Raw genomic sequence first — 18,050 nt, forward strand, 5'->3', positions numbered from 1 at the left:
GGCGCGTTCGCGTCGTACGATCGCCTGCTTGGACCTAGGGTTTTCACGTTCGGCCGAACCGGCCACATCCTTGAGAAGGGGATACACCAATGTCCACACCGGTACCCGCCGCGCCGAAATCCGGCGTCCGCGAGTTCACGACCCGTGCCGTCGTCCTGGGCGGCATCATCACACTCGTCTTCACCGCGGCCAACGCCTATCTGGGCCTCAAGGTCGGCCTGACCTTCGCGACCTCGATCCCCGCGGCCGTGATCTCGATGGCGCTGCTGCGCTACTTCGCGAACCACTCCATCATTGAGAACAACATCGTCCAGACGATCGCGTCGGCGGCGGGCACCCTCTCGGCCATCGTCTTCATCCTCCCCGGACTCGTCATGGTCGGCTGGTGGGCGGACTTCCCCTACTGGACCACCATGCTGGTGTGCCTCGTGGGCGGCGTGCTCGGCGTCATGTACTCCATCCCGCTGCGACGGGCGCTGGTCACCGGATCCGACCTCCCGTTCCCCGAGGGCGTCGCCGCCGCCGAGGTGCTCAAGGTCGGCGACACCGTCGAAGGCGCGCAGGAGAACAAGCGCGGCCTGCGTCTCATCGTCCTGGGCTCGCTCGCGTCCGCCGGCTACGCCCTGCTGGCCAAGATGAAGATCGTCGCCGAGGGCCTGTCCACCACGCTGCGGATCGGCAACGGCGGCACGCTGTTCGTACCGGGCCTGTCCTTCGCGCTCATCGGCGTCGGCCACCTCGTGGGCGTCACCGTGGGCTTCGCGATGATCGTGGGCCTCGTCATCTCCTACTTCGTGCTGCTGCCGATGTGGACCTCCGGCGATCTGCCCGCGACCGGCAGCATCACCAAGGTCATCTCGACCGCGTTCAGCACTGAGGTCCGCCTGATCGGCGCCGGCGCGATCGCCATCGCCGCCGTCTGGACGCTCATCAAGATCCTCGGCCCGGTGCTGCGCGGCATCGCCGACTCGATCGCCTCGTCGCGCAAGCGCCGCGGCGGAGAGCTCGTGGACATCACCGAGCGCGACATGCCCTTCCCGTACGTGGCCACCATCGTGATCGCCTCGCTGGTGCCGATCGGCGTGCTGCTGTGGATGTTCACGAGCGGTACCGCGCTCGACGGCCAGGCCGGCGGCATCATCACCCTCAGCATCGTCTACATCCTGGTGCTCGGCCTCGTCGTGGCCTCGGTCTGCGGCTACATGGCGGGCCTGATCGGTGCGTCCAACAGCCCCGTCTCCGGTGTCGGCATCCTCGTCGTGCTGTCCGCCGCGCTGCTCATCCGCGCGGTCTGGGGTCCCTCGGAGGGCGATATCGCCACCGCGCTGGTGGCGTACACGCTGTTCACCGCGGCGATCATCTTCTCCATCGCGACCATCTCCAACGACAACCTGCAGGACCTCAAGACCGGTCAGTTGGTCGGCGCGACGCCGTGGAAGCAGCAGGTGGCGCTCGTGATCGGCGTGGCCTTCGGGTCCGCGATCATCCCGCCCGTCCTCGACCTGCTGCAGAGCGGCTTCGGTTTCGTCGGCGCGCCGGGCGCGGGCGACAACGCGCTCGCGGCGCCGCAGGCCTCGCTGCTGTCGAGCCTGTCGAAGGGCGTCTTCGGCGGCGACCTCGACTGGGGCCTCATCGGGCTCGGCGCGCTCATCGGCGCGGTCGTCATCGCGATCGACGAGGTGCTCTCGCGGACCTCGAAGTTCCGGCTTCCGCCGCTGGCTGTCGGCATGGGCATGTACCTGCCGATGAGCGTGACGCTGATGATCCCCGTCGGCGCGGTACTGGGCCTCGTCTACAACAAGTGGGCCGACCGTTCCGCCTCGGGAGAGGTCGCGGAGGGCCGTAAGCGGCTCGGAACGCTGCTCGCGACCGGTCTCATCGTGGGTGAGTCGCTGTTCGGCGTGATCTACGCGGGCATCGTGGTGCTCGCCGACCGCGCGCCCGGCCTGCCGGGCATCGGCGGCAAGGAGGAGCCGCTGGCCCTGCCCTTCATCGGTGAGGGCTGGCTGCACTGGGGCGAGGCACTGGGCGTGGTCGTCTTCGCCGCGACCTGCGCGGCGCTGTACCTGCGCACCAAGAAGATCGCCGCGGCCGCCTGATCGCGGGGTGACGCGGTGGTGGACGGTGCCCGCTCACCGGGCACCGTCCACCAGCCGTCCGGCGCGGTCCGGGGGACGAGGGCGCCGTGCGGCGCGGCCCCGTCAGCCGTGGGTCGTCGCCCGGGCCGGCGGCTGCTCGCCCGATCCGGCCGACGGGCCCGCCGCACGCCGGTTCCGGATGATGCTGGACGCCAGCGCCGCGAGGATCAACACGACGCCGATCAAGCCCGTGACCAGCTCGGGCACCGGCGTGTAGATGGAGAACAGCAGGATGCCCGCGAGCGCGCCGATCGCCCAGTGGGCGCCGTGTTCGAGGTACACGAACTCGGACAGCGTGCCCTTCTCGACCAGGTACACCGTCAGCGAGCGAACGAACATCGCGCCGATGAAGCCGAGACCCAGCGCGATGATCACGGGATCCGCGGTGATCGCGAAGGCGCCGATCACGCCGTCGAAGGAGAACGAGGCGTCGAGCACCTCAAGGTAGACGAAGAGGAAGAATCCGGCCTTCCCCGTCGCCTTCGCCAACTCCGACGGGCCCGAGCGCGAGAGTTCCGCCTCCTCCTCGAGCTCCTCGACGTGGAAGAACTCTCCGAGGCCGTTGACCACCATGTAGGTGACGGTGCCGAGCAGGCCCGCGATGAACACCGTCCTCGACTCGTCGACGGTGTGCGCGGCCCAGACGCCCGTGGCGAGCAGGGCGGCCAGCGCGACGATGATCGGGAAGCGGTCGAGCTGGCCGATGCGCTGCAGCGGCTTCTCGATCCAGCTGAGCCACGTGACCTCGCGCTCCGGGTCGAGGACGAAGTCGAGGAAGAGCATGAGCAGGAACATGCCGCCGAACGCGGCGATCTGCGGGTGCGCCGCGGTGATCAGCGTCTCGTAGCTGGGGCTGCCGTCCGGGAAGTAGGCGGCCCCGTCGGCCGGTGGGTTGAGGGCGAGGTCCATCGCCTGCACCGGATTCAGGCCTGCGGTGATCCACACGATCGCGAGCGGGAAGACGAGCCGCATCCCCACGACCGCGATCAGGATCCCCACCGTGAGGAACATGCGCACCCAGAACTGGCTCATGCGCTGTAGCACGGTCGCGTTGATGACGGCGTTGTCGAACGACAGGCTGATCTCGAGGACGCCGAGGATCAGCGTCAGGAGCAGCGCCTCCGGACCGCCGTAGAGGAACGCCGCCACGAGAGCGGCGACCGTGATCGCGAAGGACAGCCCGAAGATGCGGAACACGTGGGCCGACTATACCGGCGAGTCCGCCCGGGCCCGGTGTTAGAAGTCGAAGCCGCCGAAGTCCCCGCCGCCGAAGTCACCGAAGCCGCCGCCGTCGGAGCCGCCCGCGTCGGAGCCCGAGCCCCAGTCCCCGCCGGTGTCGACGGCACCGTCGACCCCCGGATCCGCGAGGACCGCCGGGCCGACCCCGGCCATCCCGGCGAACATGGTGCTGAACAGCAGGTAGCTGCCCACGCCCCAGGCGCCGGCGACGAGCGCCGGCTTCCACCAGGGCTCGCTGTACCAACCCGCGGGCACCGGGCGGCCCGCCACGACGCCGCCGGGGTAGTAGTTCGGGGTGCGGTCCGACGGTGCCGGCGAGGCCGTGAGCGCGCGGCCGTCGACGTCGACGGTGCGGTCCTCGGTGACCGAGCCCGCAGTGCGCTGGCCGTCGAGCTCCGGGATGGGCGGGCCGGGATCGAGATCCATCGCAACCCGGGCGGCGCGCGCGTAGTAGAGCCCCTCGAGCGCGGTCTGCTTGGCGAGCCGGGCCTGCGCGGGCGTGTTCGCCCCGCCGACCTGCGCGCCCGCGGCGGTGTACCGCTCGCCCGCGTCGGCGAGGGCCTGCCGGGCGGCGTCGTTCGAGCCGACGAGGTTGTTCACCTGGCCGGCGAGACGGTCGATGGCGGCGCGCGCATCCGCCTGCGCGTCGGCCAGTGCGGTCGACCGGTTCCGGTTGCCCCGGACCACGAGCAGCACGACGAGCGCGATGACGACGACGGCGACGAGGAGCAGCACGGGGTCCATGACCCGACGGTACCCACGGAGCGCCGCGCGCGGCTGACGAGAACCTGAGTGATCCGGACTTTTCGCCCAGGGCGAAGCGGTCCGGGAACGCCGAGGGCCCGCCACCCCACGGTGACGGGCCCTACGACGTGCCGGCGAGCCGGCTCTGCGATGCGGCCGGATGTCCGGCCGGGCGGGGACTAGTCCGCGCCGATGATGAACTCCTCGAGCTGAGCGCGCGCGACGTCGTCGGCGATCTGCTCGGGCGGGGACTTCATCAGGTACGCCGAGGCGGGGATCACGGGGCCGCCGATGCCGCGGTCCTTGGCGATCTTCGCGGCGCGCACGGCGTCGATGATGATGCCGGCCGAGTTGGGGGAGTCCCAGACCTCGAGCTTGTACTCCAGGTTCAGCGGCACGTCACCGAAGGCCCGGCCCTCGAGGCGGACGTACGCCCACTTGCGGTCGTCGAGCCACTCGACGTAGTCCGACGGGCCGATGTGCACGTTCTTGTCGTGCACCTTGCCCGACAGCGGGCCGTTGAGGTTCGACGTGACGGCCTGCGTCTTGGAGACCTTCTTCGACTCGAGGCGGTCGCGCTCGAGCATGTTCTTGAAGTCCATGTTGCCGCCGACGTTGAGCTGGTAGGTGCGGTCCAGCGTGACGCCGCGGTCCTCGAACAGCTTCGCCATCACGCGGTGGGTGATGGTCGCGCCGACCTGGCTCTTGATGTCGTCGCCGACGATCGGGACGCCCGCGTCGCGGAACTTCGCGGCCCACTCGGGATCGGAGGCGATGAAGACGGGCAGCGCGTTGACGAAGGCCACGCCCGCGTCGATGGCGCACTGCGCGTAGAACTTGTCGGCCTCCTCGGAGCCCACGGGCAGGTAGGACACGAGGACGTCGACCTCGTTGTCCTTGAGCGCCTGCACGACGTCGACACCCTCGCCCGGCGCCTCCTCGATGGTCAGGCGGTAGTACTTGCCCAGGCCGTCGAGGGTGTGGCCGCGCTGCACGGTGACGCCGGTGGGCGGCACGTCGGCGATCTTGATGGTGTTGTTCTCGGAGGCGTTGATCGCGTCGGAGAGGTCGAAGCCGACCTTCTTGCCGTCCACGTCGAACGCGGCGACGAACTCGACGTCGCGCACGTGGTACGGGCCGAACTTCACGTGCATGAGGCCCGGCACGGTGGCGTCGTCGGCCACGTCCTTGTAGTAGTGCACGCCCTGCACGAGCGACGAGGCGCAGTTGCCCACGCCGACGATCGCGACGCGCACCTTGGTGGAGTTGTCAGTCACCGTTGTTCCCTTCAGTCGGTGTCGGTCTTCGCGTCGGAGCGGGACTCGGCGGCGATCAGCTCGTTGAGCCACCGCACCTCGCGCTCCGTCGTTTCCAGTCCCAGCTCGTGCAACTGCCGCGTGTACGTCTCGCTGGTCCCGCCGGCCGCGAGGGCCCTGCGGAGTTCCTCGCGCCGCTCCTCGACCTGCCGGCGGCGACCCTCGAGGATGCGCAGCCGGGCCTGGGCGGGAGTGGCGGTGAAGAAGGCGAGATGCACGCCGAACCCGTCGTCCGTGTAGTTCTGCGGTCCGGTGTCGGCGACCAGGGCGGAGAACCGCTCCTTGCCGGCCGGGGTCAGACCGTAGACACGGCGCGCGCGGCGCTTCCGATTGGTTGCACTGGGACCGGGCGCCTCTTCTTCGGCGATGTAACCGGCGTCCTGCGCGCGGCGCAGGGCGGGGTACAGCGATCCGTAGGAGAACGCGCGGAACGGGCCCAGCAGTTCCGTCAGCCGCTTGCGGATCTCGTAGCCGTGCATGGGGGAGTCGTGCAGGAGTCCCAGAACCGCGAGTTCGAGCACTGCCGCCTCCCTTCGTGACACGGCGCCGAGCCGGGCGGCCGACGCGAGTGGATCTATCTCATAAATCGATCGGCAGTTGTATCGAGCCGATATATACGACGATACCCCAGGGGTGAACCCGCGATGAACGACAGGCGCCGCCCGCCGGCCTCCGGGCCGCGCGACCGGGGAGGATCGTCCCGGGCGGTATGCCCTTGTCGCGGCGTTGCCGGGCCCGGCCACGTACATTGGATCCGTGCGGACGCAGAGGCAAACGGTGGATTACGCGCTGCAGCGGCGATCGCTGCTCGCGTCGGTCAACGCCGGGCGCACCGCCGTGAAGGCGGTGTGCGACGCCGACCCGTATCTACTGCGTGCGGCCAAGTTCCACGGCCGGCCGTCCGAGGTGCTCTGCCCGATCTGCCGGAAGGAGCAGTTGACCCTGGTGTCCTGGGTCTTCGGCGACTCCCTCGGTCCGGCGTCGGGCTCGGCCCGCACGGACGCCGAGCTCAGCGACCTGGAATCCACACGGGTGGAGTTCTCCGTGCATGTCGTGGAAGTCTGCAGGTCGTGCAACTGGAATCATCTGGTGCAGTCCTACGTCGCGGGGCTGCCCCCGCGACCACGGCGCAAGCGCCGCGCGGCCCCGGGCTGAGCGGCGCGGCCGGCGGGAGCCGGGACCGGCACGGAACGTACGAGACGACGAAGAGACGAGCGGAGAACCAGCGGTGACGAACCCGGGTGGCAAGGACGAGCGGAACGGGGCGGCCGGAGGGCCGCCGCGGCCTTCAGGCCCCACACCGCCGGTTCCGCCGCGACCGGCGACGCCGCAGGCCGCCCCCACGACGCAGTTCCCGGTGGTCCCGCCGAGCGGCACGGAGCCCTCGGCGCCCGCGCCGGGTACGCCGCCCGCGGCTCCGGCCGCTCCCGGCGCGGGCCGCGCACCGTCGGACTCCGGCGAACCGCGCACCGCCTACCAGCCGCTCTCGGGCCGTCCCGTCGACGATTCCGAGCTGGCGGCCGAGGCCGATCGCGGCGCCCCGTCGCGCCCGCAGGCGCCCGAGCAGCCGGTCGTGATCCGCAAGACCGCGCCCGCGGCCCCCGCCGCCGCTCCCGGTGGTGGCGGCGACGGACCCGGCGGCAAGGGACCCGGTGGCGACGGCCCCGGCGGCGACGGACCGGGCGGCGACGGGCCCGGCGGCGGCGACGGTGACGGCCCCGACGAGCCGGACGACGGCGACCATGACGACTCCGACCAGAAGGGCCTGCGAGCGCTCGTGAGCGGTTCACTGTTTCGACGTGTCGTGACCGGCGGCGTGGCCGCGGTCGCGCTGATCATGGTGATCGCCCTGCTCGCCTTCCTCGTGGGCTATTGGCGCACCGATGTGCCGCAGCCCGGCGAGATCCAGACGAACCAGGTCGCGACCATCGTCATGAAGGACGGCACCACGCCCATCGCGCGCGTCGTGCCGCCCGAGGGCAACCGCGAGATCCTGCCCGCGCAGGACATCCCCGACGTCATGAAGAACGCGATCATGGCCGCGGAGGACCGGGAGTTCGCCACCAACCCCGGCTTCTCGGTCAAGGGCTTCGCGCGCGCCGTGTGGAAGCGCATCCCGGGCATCGCCGGCGACGGCGAGGACGCGGGCGGCGGCTCGACCATCACGCAGCAGTACGTGAAGAACGCGCTGGTCGGCGACGAGTCCTCGCTGACGCGTAAGTGGAAAGAGCTCATCATCTCCACCAAGATGTCCAACTCCTGGTCCAAGGACGACATCATGGCGGCGTACCTGAACACCATCTACTTCGGCCGCGGGGCGTACGGCATCCAGGCGGCGGCGAAGGCCTACTTCAACGTCAACGCCAAGGACCTCAAGGTCGAGCAGGCCGCGCTCCTCGCGGGCCTCGTCCGCGGCCCGTCGCTGTACGAGCCGACGACCCACCTGCCCGACGCCACCGGCCGGTGGAACTACGTGCTCGACGGCATGGTCGACATGAAGACCCTCGACCCCGCGCAGCGTGCCAAGCTCCAGTTCCCGCGGACCATCGCACCGGGCCGCACGGGCGGCGACGACCTGTCGGCCGGGCCCAACGGCCTGATCAAGACGCAGGTGCTGCGCGAGCTCAAGGACGCCGGCATCGACGAGTCCACGCTGAGCACGCAGGGCCTGAAGATCACCACGACGATCGACCAGCAGGCGCAGTCCGCGGCGGTGAAGGCCGCCAAGAACATGGCCGAGAACCAGCCGAAGGACCTGCGCACGGCCATCGTCTCCGTCGATCCCAAGACGGGCGGCGTGCTCGCGTACTACGGCGGCGACGACGGCAACGGCTACGACCGCGTGCAGGCCGGCCTTCAGACCGGCTCGTCGTTCAAGGTCTTCGCGCTGGTCGCGGGCCTCGAGCAGGGCATCGGACTCTCCCGCGTCTACTCCTCCTCGCCGTTCAAGGCGCAGGGCGTGACCGTGAACAACTCCGACGGGGAGTCCTGCGGCAGCTGCAACCTGGCGACCGCCATGAAGATGTCCCTGAACACGGTCTACTACCGGCTCATGATGGACCTCAACGGGCAGGCCCAGGCGGTCGCGGACGCCGCGCACAAGGCGGGCGTCGCCGAGAGCTTCGGCGGCATCAAGAAGACCCTGGAGCAGGCCGACGGCAGCGGCGTCGAGGGCGGCGTCGTCCTCGGCCAGTACCAGAGCCGCCCGATCGACATGGCCTCTGCGTACGCCACCTTCGCCGCCGAGGGCATCTACCGCGCGCCGCACCTGATCAGCAAGGTCACCACGGCCGACGGCCGCACGCTGCTGGACCGGCAGAACGATCCGGGCGAGCGTCGTTTCAGCAAGGACGTCGCCAACAACGTCTCCGCGGCGCTGCAGCCCATCGCCTCGTACTCCAACGGCAACGGGCTGGCGGGCGGGCGCGCCTCGGCCGCCAAGACCGGCACCGCGCAGTACCAGGACACCGGCCAGAACAAGGACGCCTGGATGGTGGGCTACACCCCGTCGATCTCCACCGCGGTGTGGGTCGGCAACGACAAGGGCGGCCCGATCACCAACGGCTGGGGCGGCCCCATCTACGGCTCCGGCGTCCCGTCGACCATCTGGAAGCAGACGATGGACGGAGCCCTCGCGGACAGCGACTACGAGTCCTTCCCGACCCCCGGCATGATCGGCGGCCAGGCGGGCGTCCCGGTGGAGACCCGGACCCGGCCCTCGTCGACGGGTTCGGCGTCCGCATCGGCGTCGGCGGGCGAGAGCGGTTCGGCCACCCGCACGGTGCCGGGACTGCCCGGCGTGCCGATGCCGACCTTCCCGTGGGACCCGACCACCACGCAGCCCGGTGGCAATCCGACCAACCCGGGCGGCCCGACCGCGCGGCCCCGGCCGGGCGGCAACGGGACGGTCCCCGGTAACGGCGGCCGCACGACACCGCCGCGGGCGACGAACCCGGTGCCGTGACGGGTCCCCGCGCCGCCGCTGCGGAGGCGGAGGGCGACGGGGACGACGACCGTCTCCACGTCAGCCCCGGCCGATTCGATCCGGCGACGGTCATCGAGCCGGACCGGGACGTGCCGAGTCACACCGACGCGGTGGCGCGGGACTTCTCGACGGTGCTCGGCGGCCCCGTGGGCGCGCACGCGCTGGTGGGCTTCCAGCGCTTCTTCACCCCGGTGCGCCTGATCCTGCTCGTCGCGGTGCTCTTCCTCGCGCTGGGCTGGACCACGAAGGCCGGCTGCCTGCAGCAGAAGTCCGACGGCGGGCAGCTGGTGCTCGACTGGTCGGGCAACCGGCCGTACGCCGCGCTGTGCTACTCGGACACGGTGCCGCTGTACGGCGCCGAGCGGCTCAACGAGGGCCTGATGCCCTACGTAACGCAGTTCTTCGACACCGACCCCACGGGCGCCCGGCAGGAGCGCTACATGGAGTACCCGGTGCTCACCGGGATGTACCAGTACGCCGCCATGAAGGTGGCCAAGGTCTGGACCGCGCTGCACGAGAAGTGGGGCGTGCCCGCGGCGATCGAGGTGGTGCTGTTCTTCACCGTCGCGGCCGTCGGGCTGGCGCTGTTCTGGCTGCTCGCCGTGTGGGCCACCACGCGATTGGCGGGCGGCGCCGCCTCCTCGACCCGACCCGCCGCGCGGCGGCCCTGGGACGCGATGCTCATGGCCGCCTCACCGCTGGTCCTCGTGCACGCCTTCACCAACTTCGACGCGATCGCCGTGGCGGCGATGGCCGTGGGGATGCTGCTCTGGTCGCGCGAGAAGCACGCGTGGGCCGGCGTCGCTCTGGGGCTGGGCACCGCGGCCAAGCTCTACCCGGCGTTCCTGCTGATCGTGTTGTTCTTCCTCTGCCTGCGCTCGGGCCGCCTGCGCCCCTGGTTCCTCGCATCCGCCGTGGCTCTCGCGACCTGGATCGCGGTGAACCTGCCGATCCTCGTCGCCGCGCCGCGCGGCTGGTGGGAGTTCTTCCACCGCAACTCGATCCGCGCCGTCGACATGGATTCGATCTACGCGGTGATCAGCTCCTTCACCGGGGGCTGGGTGTTCGGCGGCGAGGGTCCGCGCGGCGGCGCCTCGTCGTTGGCGAACGCCATCACGCTGGTGCTCTTCCTCGCCGTGATCGCCGGGGTCGGCTACCTCGCGCTCAAGGCCCCCCGGCGGCCGCGGGTCGCGCAGCTCGCCTTCCTCCTGGTGGCGGGCTTCCTGCTGGTGAACAAGGTGTGGAGCCCGCAGTACTCGCTGTGGCTGGTGCCGCTGGCGGTGCTCGCGATCCCGCACACCCGGATCCTGCTGGCGTGGATGACGATCGACGCGCTGGTCTGGGTGCCGCGGATGATGTACTTCCTCGGCATGCAGAACAAGGGGCTGCCGGAGCAGGCCTTCACGGCCACCGTCCTCCTGCGCGACCTGGCCGTGATCGGCCTGTGCGCGCTGGTGATCCGGCAGATCTACCGGCCCGACGAGGACCTGGTGCGGTCGACCTTCCCGGGGCCGTACTCGCCGCCGCTCGACGATCCCGCGGGCGGTGTGCTCGACGGTGCGCCGGACTCCCCGTCGCTGCCCTCCGCGCTGCGCAGCCGCAGCGCGCAGCGGGGCAGGTACCAGATGAAGACCACCAGCAGCGCGGCCCGGCCCCAGACGCCGATCCAGACGCCCCACTGAACCCACCACGTGATCGGCAGGTTCGCCGCGTGCTCGGAGAAGTAGTTCCACACCGTGAGCTCGAGGCTCAGGTCGAACACCAGGTACGCCGCGACGAGCCGCCAGTCGACCTTGAGCAGCACGAAGAAGGGCAGTAGCCACAGGACGTACTGGGGCGAGTGCACCTTGTGGAAGAGCATGAAGGCCGCGAGGATCGCGCCGCTCACGCCGAGCCACGGGTAGACGCCCGTGCGGCGGTAGCGCAGCCAGCCGTACACCAGCAGCGCCGCGATCGAGACCACGATGAGCAGGGGTGACACCGAGGCGACGAAGGCGTCGTAGTCCTTCGGATCGTCGAAGGCCTTGAGGACGCCCCAGTACCAGATCGAGTTGGTCGACAGGTCTGCCGTGCGCAGCTCCTGGAACTTCAGCGAGGCACGCCAACCCTCGAAACCGAAGATCATGAAGGGCACGTTGATCGCGACGGCCACCACCACGGCCGTCGCCGCCGTGGCCGCGGCGCCCGTCCAGTCGAGCAGGCGCCAGTCGACGCGGGCGCGCCGCCCGGGACCGTCGGGCAGGGCGACGGTCCCGGACCTGCCGTGGGTGAGCACGTAGAGCACCAGCGGCGCGACGAACAGGCCCGGATAGATCTTCAGGTCGAAGCCGACGGCGAACACCGCCGCCGTCGCGATCGCCGGTATCCGGATGGAGCCGCCCGTCCGGTCGGCCCAGGCCATGATGCCGAAGCCCACGGTCGCGGCGGCCACGACCGGGAGCTCCATGTTGTGGAAGGCGTACAGCGCGAGCGGCGGAGCGACGGCCCACAGCGCGGCGGTGCGGCCCGAGATCTTCGCGAGCACCCAGCCGGTGAGCATCCCGAAGGGGGCGAGCAGCAGAGCCATGTGCAGCAGGAACTCGGCGTCGTTGTGGGCGCCGATGGCGCCGACCCAGAACAACAGGCCACTGAGCACGGGGTACTCGATGGCGCCGCCCTGCAGCTTCCCGTCGCCGTCGATCCAGCCGGTCAGGTAGGGGAAGACGTGGTTGTTGACCTCGCGGCCGGTCCACAGGAACTGGATGTCGGAGTAGCAGATCCGCCCGGGCGTCGACGCGAAGCCCTCGGAGCGGCCGAACTCGTCGAAGGGCGCGCCGGTGCACTGCGCCTTGATCTGGTAGCCGATGACGAGCGCGAGAACGGTGAGACCGAGCACGGTCCACGCCACCCGATCTGGGCGGAAGCTGGGCCGGGACATGCGCCCCACCCTATCGGCCCCGGTCGGGCGGGCCGGTCGACGGTGCGTCACGATGCGGCGGCGAGCAGCTGCAGCGGGTTGGCGTTCCACACGCCGTGGATCACCAGCAGCGGCCACATCACGCGGTAGCGCAGCCACAGGAAGCCGAGGAACAGCCCGCTCACGCCCTGGTTGGCGAGTACGTTCATCGCGTCCAGCGGCAGGTCGCCGGTGCCCTGGATCGCGACGTGCCACGACGCCCACACCACCGCCGAGAGCGCGACGGCGGCCCACGGCCCGAGCACCGCGTGCCAGCGGGTGAGCAGCCAGCGCCGGTAGAAGACCTCCTCGAGCAGCGCGTTCATGGCGAAGCCGACGAGCAGCAACAGGACCGCGTCGAGCAGTGGCACCCCGGCGAGGAAGTTCTCGCCCCGGTCGCCCAGGGCCAGGTACACGGCCAGGTAGGCGATGACGGCGGGCGCCGGCGCCCAGCCCGCGCGCGCCGTCGGGTCGGGCCAGCGCCGGCCCCAGCGCCGGTCGAGCGCGAAGACGGCCGCGGGCACCGCGAGCAGCAGCCCCAGCTTGAGCACGGTGTACTTCGGCTCCACGGGGCCGAGGAGGATGAGCGCGGCCGCGAACGCGACGCCGCACGCCAGGAGCGCCCACGCCTGCGGCCTCGGGTTCGACGGTGCGCCGGGCTCCGCCCGGTGGGAGGGGGTGGCGAGCGCGACGAGCAGCCCCGCGGCCACCGGCGCCCACGGCTGCCACCACGGCACCGTGTCCATCGAGTCCGCGGTGTAGCGCAGGCCGCGGCCGGAGACGGCCGCGACGAGCGAGGACGCGCCGATCGCACCGATGCCGAGCACCGCCACCGTCGGACCCGCCCACGCCTTCACGCCCCCACTGTGCGGGCGCCGGCCCGAAATGTCCACACCTTTGTTAACGATCTCGGACCGCCGGTCGATCAGGGTGTAGCCGGACCACGGGGGACGGCGGGGGAGGATCCGTCATGAATCGATCGATCGGTGTCGTGGGCACCGTGCTCTGCGCCGCGGCGCTGCTCGCCGGGTGCGGGGACCGGACGTCGTCGGTCGCCCCGACGGTGACCGTCACCGCGGGGGCGAGCGCGACCGTGGGCGCGCAGGCGGCGGGCACGCAGCCGCCCGGCGCGCGGGAGCCGGGAACGGGCGCACCGTCGGGCGGGACGACGGTGACCGCGACGGCCGCCGCGCCGACGCCCCTGCCCGTCGCGGGCGCCGGCGTGACGCGGGTGATCACCGAGTCCGGAAAGACCACCTGCAACGTCTACGCGGAGTACCTCGACTGCCAGTCGCCCGATTTCGGCCGCACGTACAGGACCCCGGACGGGCAGCCCGCCACCGGGTTCCGGTACTCCGTCAGCGGACTGGAGTGGCACTACGGCAACATGTCGGTCGCCACCCCGGCGACGACGCTGCGGTACGGGCACACCTACACCGCGTCGGGGTGGACGATCGCGGCGTCGGAGGGGAAGACCGTCTTCACCCGCGGCACCCGCGGCGTGAGCGTGGACGTCGCGAACACCACGACCTTCTAGCGGAGGCGGTCACCGCCCGTAGACGTGCTTGAGCATCATCCGCACGGTCTTCATGTCGCGCGCCTTGCGGTCGAAGGACAGCAGGTTCATCGGGGCGGCGAACTTCTGCGCAGCGACGGCCTGCGGCCGGCTGAACTCGCGGAGCCCGTCCTCGCCGTGGATCCGCCCGAAGCCCGAGTCGCCGAGCCCGCCGAAGGGCAGCGCGGGCACGGAGGCGAAGGAGAGGAAGGAGTTCACGGCCACCGAGCCGGTGCGCAGGCGCCGGGCGAGTTCGCGGCCGCGGGAGACGTTGCGGGTCATGATGGCCGCGGACAGCCCGTACGTGGTGTTGTTCGCGCGATCGATGGCCTCCTGGACGTCCGCCACCCGGTTCACCACGACCGTGGGGCCGAAGGTCTCGTCGGTGACGGCGGTGGAGTCCTCGGGACGTCGACGAGCACGACGGGCTGCACGGTGGTCGCGCCGACCGATTCCCGGCCGCCGACCACGGCGCGGCCGCCGCGGCCCAGCGCGTCGTCGATGTGGCTCGCGATGATCGGCAGCTGCTTGGCCATGGTCGCGGGGCCGTAATCGGCGCCGTCGTCGTCGCCGCCGCGGATCGCGCGGGACGCGGTGGCGAGCTTGTCGACGAACTCGTCGAACCGCTCGTCGACCACGTACACCCGCTCGACGCCCGCGCAGGTCTGGCCCGCGTTGCCGAAGGCCCCGAAGGCGGCCGCGTCCACGGCGGCGTCGATGTCGGCGTCGCGGTCCACGATGAAGGCGTCCTTGCCGCCGCCCTCGATGGTGACCGGCGTGAGGTTCTCGGCGCACGTGGCCATGACGGTGCGGGCGGTCCGCGCGGAGCCGGTGAAGGCCAGCTTGTCGACGCCGGAGCGGCACAGGGCGGCGCCGGTCTCCCCGGCGCCGTGCACCACCTGGAGCACGGGCTGTCCCGGGCAGGCGGCGTTCCAGGTATCGGCGAGGAACTGCCCGACGGCCGGTGTGAGCTCGCTGGGCTTGAAGACCACGGCGTTGCCCGCGGCCAGTGCGTAGGTGACCGAACCCATCGGCGTGTAGACGGGGTAGTTCCACGGGCCGATGACGCCGACCACGCCGAAGGGCCGGTACTCGACGGTGGCCGCGAGGTTGGCGCCGAGCAGGCCGGACGGGACCTTGCGCCGGCCGAGGACCTTCTCCGCGTGCTTCGCGGCCCAGTCGACGTGCACCACGGCCAGCATGACCTCCAGCACGGCGTCGTCGAGCGGCTTGCCGGTCTCGGCGGAGACCACGGCGGCCAGGTCCTCGGCGCGGCGGGAGAGCTCGGCGCGGAAGCGCAGGAGCCAGCTGCGGCGCGTCTTCGGCGCCAGCTCTCCCCACCAGCGGGCGGCCTCGCGGGCGGTGTCGACGGCCTCGATGACGGCGACTGCGTCGGCGACGGGGAAGCGGGCGACCTCCGCGCCGGTGCGCGGATCGGTCGAGATCAGGTCACCGGTCGCGGTGTTCGACGGTGCGGTCATGACGGTCCTCCAGGATCGGAATGGATTTCTGCCCATATGTTAGAGACTGTTCTCTCATCTGTGCTAGCTTTCGCAGCATGTTCTCTACGCGCTTCACCGAGCAGTTCGGCGTCCGGTACCCGATCGTCCAGGGCGGCATGATGTGGGTCGGCCGAGCCCGGCTCGCGGCAGCGGTCTCCGAGGCCGGGGGGCTGGGCATCCTCACGGCGCTCACCCAGCCTTCGCCGCAGGACCTGCGCGAGGAGATAGCGCGCACCCGCGAGCTCACGGCGAGCCCTTTCGGCGTGAACCTCACGGTGCTGCCGACCATCGATCCGCCGCCCTACGACGAGTACCTGCGGGCCGCGGTCGAGTCGGGTGTGAAGATCATCGAGACCGCCGGATCGAACCCCGCCAAGTTCCTGCCCTACCTCAAGGACAACGGCGTCAAGGTGATTCACAAGTGCACCAGCGTCCGGCACGCGCTCAAGGCGCAGGCCATCGGCGTCGACGCGGTGTCGATCGACGGCTTCGAGTGCGCCGGTCACCCCGGTGAGGACGACATCCCCGGCCTCGTGCTGATCCCCGCCGCTGCCGATGCGCTGGACATCCCGATCCTCGCCTCGGGCGGCATCGCCGATGCGCGCGGGCTCGTGGCCGCGATCGCCCTGGGCGCCGACGGCATCAACATGGGCAGCCGCTTCCTGTGCACCGTCGAGTCGCCGATCGCACCCGAGGTGAAGGCCCAGATCGTCGCGAACTCGGAGCTGGACACGAAGCTGATCTTCCGCACGTTGGGCAACACCGCCCGCGTCGCGAAGAACTCGGTGTCCGTCGAGGTCGTCGAGACCGAGGCCGCAGGCTGCGAGTTCGAGGACATCCGGCACCTGGTCGCCGGCGCCCGGGGCCGGAAGGTCTTCGAGGACGGCGACGTCGAGGCCGGGATCTGGAGCGTCGGGCTGTGCCAGGGCCTGATCCGCGACGTCCCCACGTGCGCCGCGCTCATCGAGCGCATGATCGCGGAGGGCGGCGCGATCATCGAGCGCCGACTCGCGCCGCTGGCCCGGGTCGCGGTCGGCGCCGGGAGCGGGCCGGAGGTCGTGGCGTGAGCACGAGCGAGGACTTCCGGCGCGACCTCTCGGGCGGCGTCCTGACGGTGACGATCGACCGCCCGCAGCGCATGAACGCCTTCGGCATCCGTGCAGCGTGGGAGCTCGCGCGCATCATCGAGGAGGCGGACGCCGACCCGGCGGTCCGCGTCGTGGTGGTCACCGGCGAGGGCCGGGCGTTCTCGACCGGCGCCGATCTCGCCGGCGAGGCCGCCGAGCCGCAGGAGGCGCTCGAGGCCGTGAACGCCTACATCCGCGCGATCGTCGGGGCGTCGATCCCCGTGATCGCGAAGGTGAACGGCCCCTGCGCGGGTATGGCCGTCGGCCTCGCCCTCTCCGCCGACCTGACCTTCGTCGCCGAGTCGGCCTACTTCCTGCTGCCCTTCGTGGGCATCGGGCTGTTGCCCGACGCGGGCACCACCGCGCTCGTCCCCGCCGCCATCGGCCGGACCCGCGCGATGGGGATGGCGCTGCTCGGCGAGCGCCTGTATGGGCCGCAGGCCCTCGCCGCCGGGATGGTCACCGCGGTGCACCCCGCCGAAGAGCTCGACGGTGCCGTCGCCGCGGCCGCCGCGAAGCTCGCCGCCGGTCCGCGGGAGGCGATCGCCGCCACGAAGCGTGCGCTCAACGCCTCCACGCTCGCCGGCCTCGACGACGCCCTGCGCCGCGAGACGGAGTCGCAGGTCATCCTGCTCAAGACCGACGACCACCGCGAGGGTGTCGACGCGATGCTGAACAAGCGCCCCGCGCGTTTCACCGACTGAGGCGCGGGGCGGCGCGGGCGCAGTCCGAAGGCCGGGCACATCTTTCGAAGCTTTCTGCCACGAATACAGGGCGATCCGTCGCAGAACGCTTCGAAAGATGTTCGGCCGCAGCCACCACGGTGAGCGCAGCCACCCGGTGCCGGCCGACTCCGTGACGGACAGCACGTTGGCAGTTGGACATATTGAATCATAGAATTCCCTCCGTTAATGGCCGCGCCGGCGGCCGATGGATGCATGGGGGACTTCATGACGTACGACTACGCCGCACCGCCGACAGTGGACCGGGACCCACAGGAGCTGACCGTCCCGCTGCGCGGTGCGACCTTCGGCGAAGCGGTGAAGCGCTTCTTCCAGAACTACTTCGTCGCCGCAGGTCGCGCGTCGCAGAGCGAGTACTGGTGGGCGTTGCTCCTGGTCATGCTGGTCGCGCTCGCCGCGGGTGCGCTCGCGGGGATGAGCTCGGCATTCGGTGACGGCGCCGGAGCGGGGGTGTTCCTGGTGCTGGCGGTCATCCTCATGCTCGGCCTGCTCGCCGTCGCTTTCGGGACGATCGGTTTGACGATTCGGCGCCTGCACGATGCCAACCAGTCAGGGTGGTGGTACCTCGCACTGTTCATCGTGAATCTGATCCCCGTGCTCGGCCTCCTCAGCATCGTCGGCGCCATCGTGATCGGCGTGCTGAAGAGTGATCCCGCGGGCGCCCGCTTCGACGCGCAGCCGTAGCCGACGGCTGGCGGCACTACCGCTCCCACGCGAAGGGCCCGGCACCGTCGAGATGACGGTGCCGGGCCCTTCGGCGTACTAC

13 protein-coding genes and 2 pseudogenes are annotated in these 18,050 nt (G+C 71.0%); 8 read left to right on the top strand and 7 right to left on the bottom strand.

The window, feature by feature from the left end; genetic code table 11:
• The first annotated feature begins 89 nt into the window (after positions 1-89).
• The gene (locus FK530_RS15945) at positions 90-2,099 is read left to right on the top strand and encodes an OPT family oligopeptide transporter (protein WP_146488026.1); all 2,010 of its coding nucleotides are present in this window, start codon (positions 90-92) and stop codon (positions 2,097-2,099) included.
• Positions 2,100-2,201: 102 nt separating this feature from the next.
• Here the strand turns inward: FK530_RS15945 and FK530_RS15950 are convergent, their stop codons facing one another.
• From FK530_RS15950 to FK530_RS15965, 4 genes are all read right to left on the bottom strand, one after another.
• Positions 2,202-3,335 carry a DUF475 domain-containing protein gene (locus FK530_RS15950; protein WP_146488027.1) on the bottom strand — a complete coding sequence of 378 codons (1,134 nt, stop codon included), beginning with the start codon at positions 3,333-3,335 and terminating at the stop codon, positions 2,202-2,204.
• A 39-nt stretch (positions 3,336-3,374) separates the two neighbouring features.
• Positions 3,375-4,121: a DUF1542 domain-containing protein gene (locus tag FK530_RS15955; protein ID WP_146488028.1), complete on the bottom strand. Its 747-nt coding sequence runs from the start codon at positions 4,119-4,121 to the stop codon at positions 3,375-3,377.
• A 179-nt stretch (positions 4,122-4,300) separates the two neighbouring features.
• Positions 4,301-5,398 carry an inositol-3-phosphate synthase gene (locus FK530_RS15960; protein ID WP_146488029.1) on the bottom strand — a complete coding sequence of 366 codons (1,098 nt, stop codon included), beginning with the start codon at positions 5,396-5,398 and terminating at the stop codon, positions 4,301-4,303.
• An 11-nt stretch (positions 5,399-5,409) separates the two neighbouring features.
• A complete protein-coding gene (locus tag FK530_RS15965; RefSeq protein ID WP_146488030.1) occupies positions 5,410-5,958 on the bottom strand; it encodes a PadR family transcriptional regulator in 549 nt (182 codons plus the stop codon).
• A 235-nt stretch (positions 5,959-6,193) separates the two neighbouring features.
• Here FK530_RS15965 and FK530_RS15970 point away from each other — a divergent pair, with 235 nt between their 5' ends.
• The 3 genes from FK530_RS15970 (at position 6,194) to FK530_RS15985 (ending at position 11,104) form a co-directional block, all read left to right on the top strand.
• On the top strand, positions 6,194-6,592 hold the full coding sequence (locus tag FK530_RS15970; protein ID WP_191834212.1) for a DUF5318 family protein: 399 nt from the start codon (positions 6,194-6,196) through the stop codon (positions 6,590-6,592).
• 73 nt (positions 6,593-6,665) lie between these two features.
• The gene (locus FK530_RS15980; RefSeq protein ID WP_231706665.1) at positions 6,666-9,401 is read left to right on the top strand and encodes a transglycosylase domain-containing protein; all 2,736 of its coding nucleotides are present in this window, start codon (positions 6,666-6,668) and stop codon (positions 9,399-9,401) included.
• A 92-nt stretch (positions 9,402-9,493) separates the two neighbouring features.
• Positions 9,494-11,104 (top strand): glycosyltransferase family 87 protein, encoded by a 1,611-nt coding sequence (locus tag FK530_RS15985; RefSeq protein WP_166443302.1) that lies wholly within the window; start codon positions 9,494-9,496, stop codon positions 11,102-11,104.
• 101 nt (positions 11,105-11,205) lie between these two features.
• On the opposite strand, the pseudogene FK530_RS26965 reads toward FK530_RS15985, so the two are convergent.
• Positions 11,206-12,339, bottom strand: a pseudogene (locus tag FK530_RS26965) (glycosyltransferase family protein); the annotation flags it as partial.
• Between the two features lie 47 nt (positions 12,340-12,386).
• Positions 12,387-13,214, bottom strand: coding sequence for a CPBP family intramembrane glutamic endopeptidase (locus FK530_RS15995; protein WP_146488035.1), 828 nt, complete (start codon positions 13,212-13,214; stop codon positions 12,387-12,389).
• A gap of 113 nt (positions 13,215-13,327) precedes the next feature.
• On the opposite strand from FK530_RS15995, the gene FK530_RS16000 reads away from it, so the two are divergent.
• A complete protein-coding gene (locus tag FK530_RS16000) occupies positions 13,328-13,894 on the top strand; it encodes a hypothetical protein (protein WP_146488036.1) in 567 nt (188 codons plus the stop codon).
• Between the two features lie 9 nt (positions 13,895-13,903).
• Here the strand turns inward: FK530_RS16000 and FK530_RS16005 are convergent.
• Positions 13,904-15,393: pseudogene (locus FK530_RS16005) on the bottom strand (aldehyde dehydrogenase family protein).
• 77 nt (positions 15,394-15,470) lie between these two features.
• Between FK530_RS16005 and FK530_RS16010 the strand changes: the two are divergent.
• From FK530_RS16010 to FK530_RS16020, 3 genes are all read left to right on the top strand, one after another.
• Positions 15,471-16,481, top strand: a complete 1,011-nt coding sequence (locus FK530_RS16010) for an NAD(P)H-dependent flavin oxidoreductase (RefSeq protein ID WP_146488037.1) — start codon at positions 15,471-15,473, stop codon at positions 16,479-16,481.
• A complete protein-coding gene (locus tag FK530_RS16015) occupies positions 16,478-17,245 on the top strand; it encodes an enoyl-CoA hydratase-related protein (RefSeq protein WP_231706666.1) in 768 nt (255 codons plus the stop codon). Before FK530_RS16010 ends, FK530_RS16015 begins: the two co-directional genes overlap by 4 nt.
• Positions 17,246-17,491: 246 nt before the next feature.
• Complete coding sequence (locus FK530_RS16020) at positions 17,492-17,968, top strand: DUF805 domain-containing protein (RefSeq protein ID WP_158645116.1); 477 nt, start codon at positions 17,492-17,494, stop codon at positions 17,966-17,968.
• Positions 17,969-18,050 lie beyond the last annotated feature (82 nt).

It is taken from the genome of Tsukamurella conjunctivitidis, from assembly GCF_007858475.1.
GTDB lineage: Bacteria > Actinomycetota > Actinomycetes > Mycobacteriales > Mycobacteriaceae > Tsukamurella > Tsukamurella conjunctivitidis.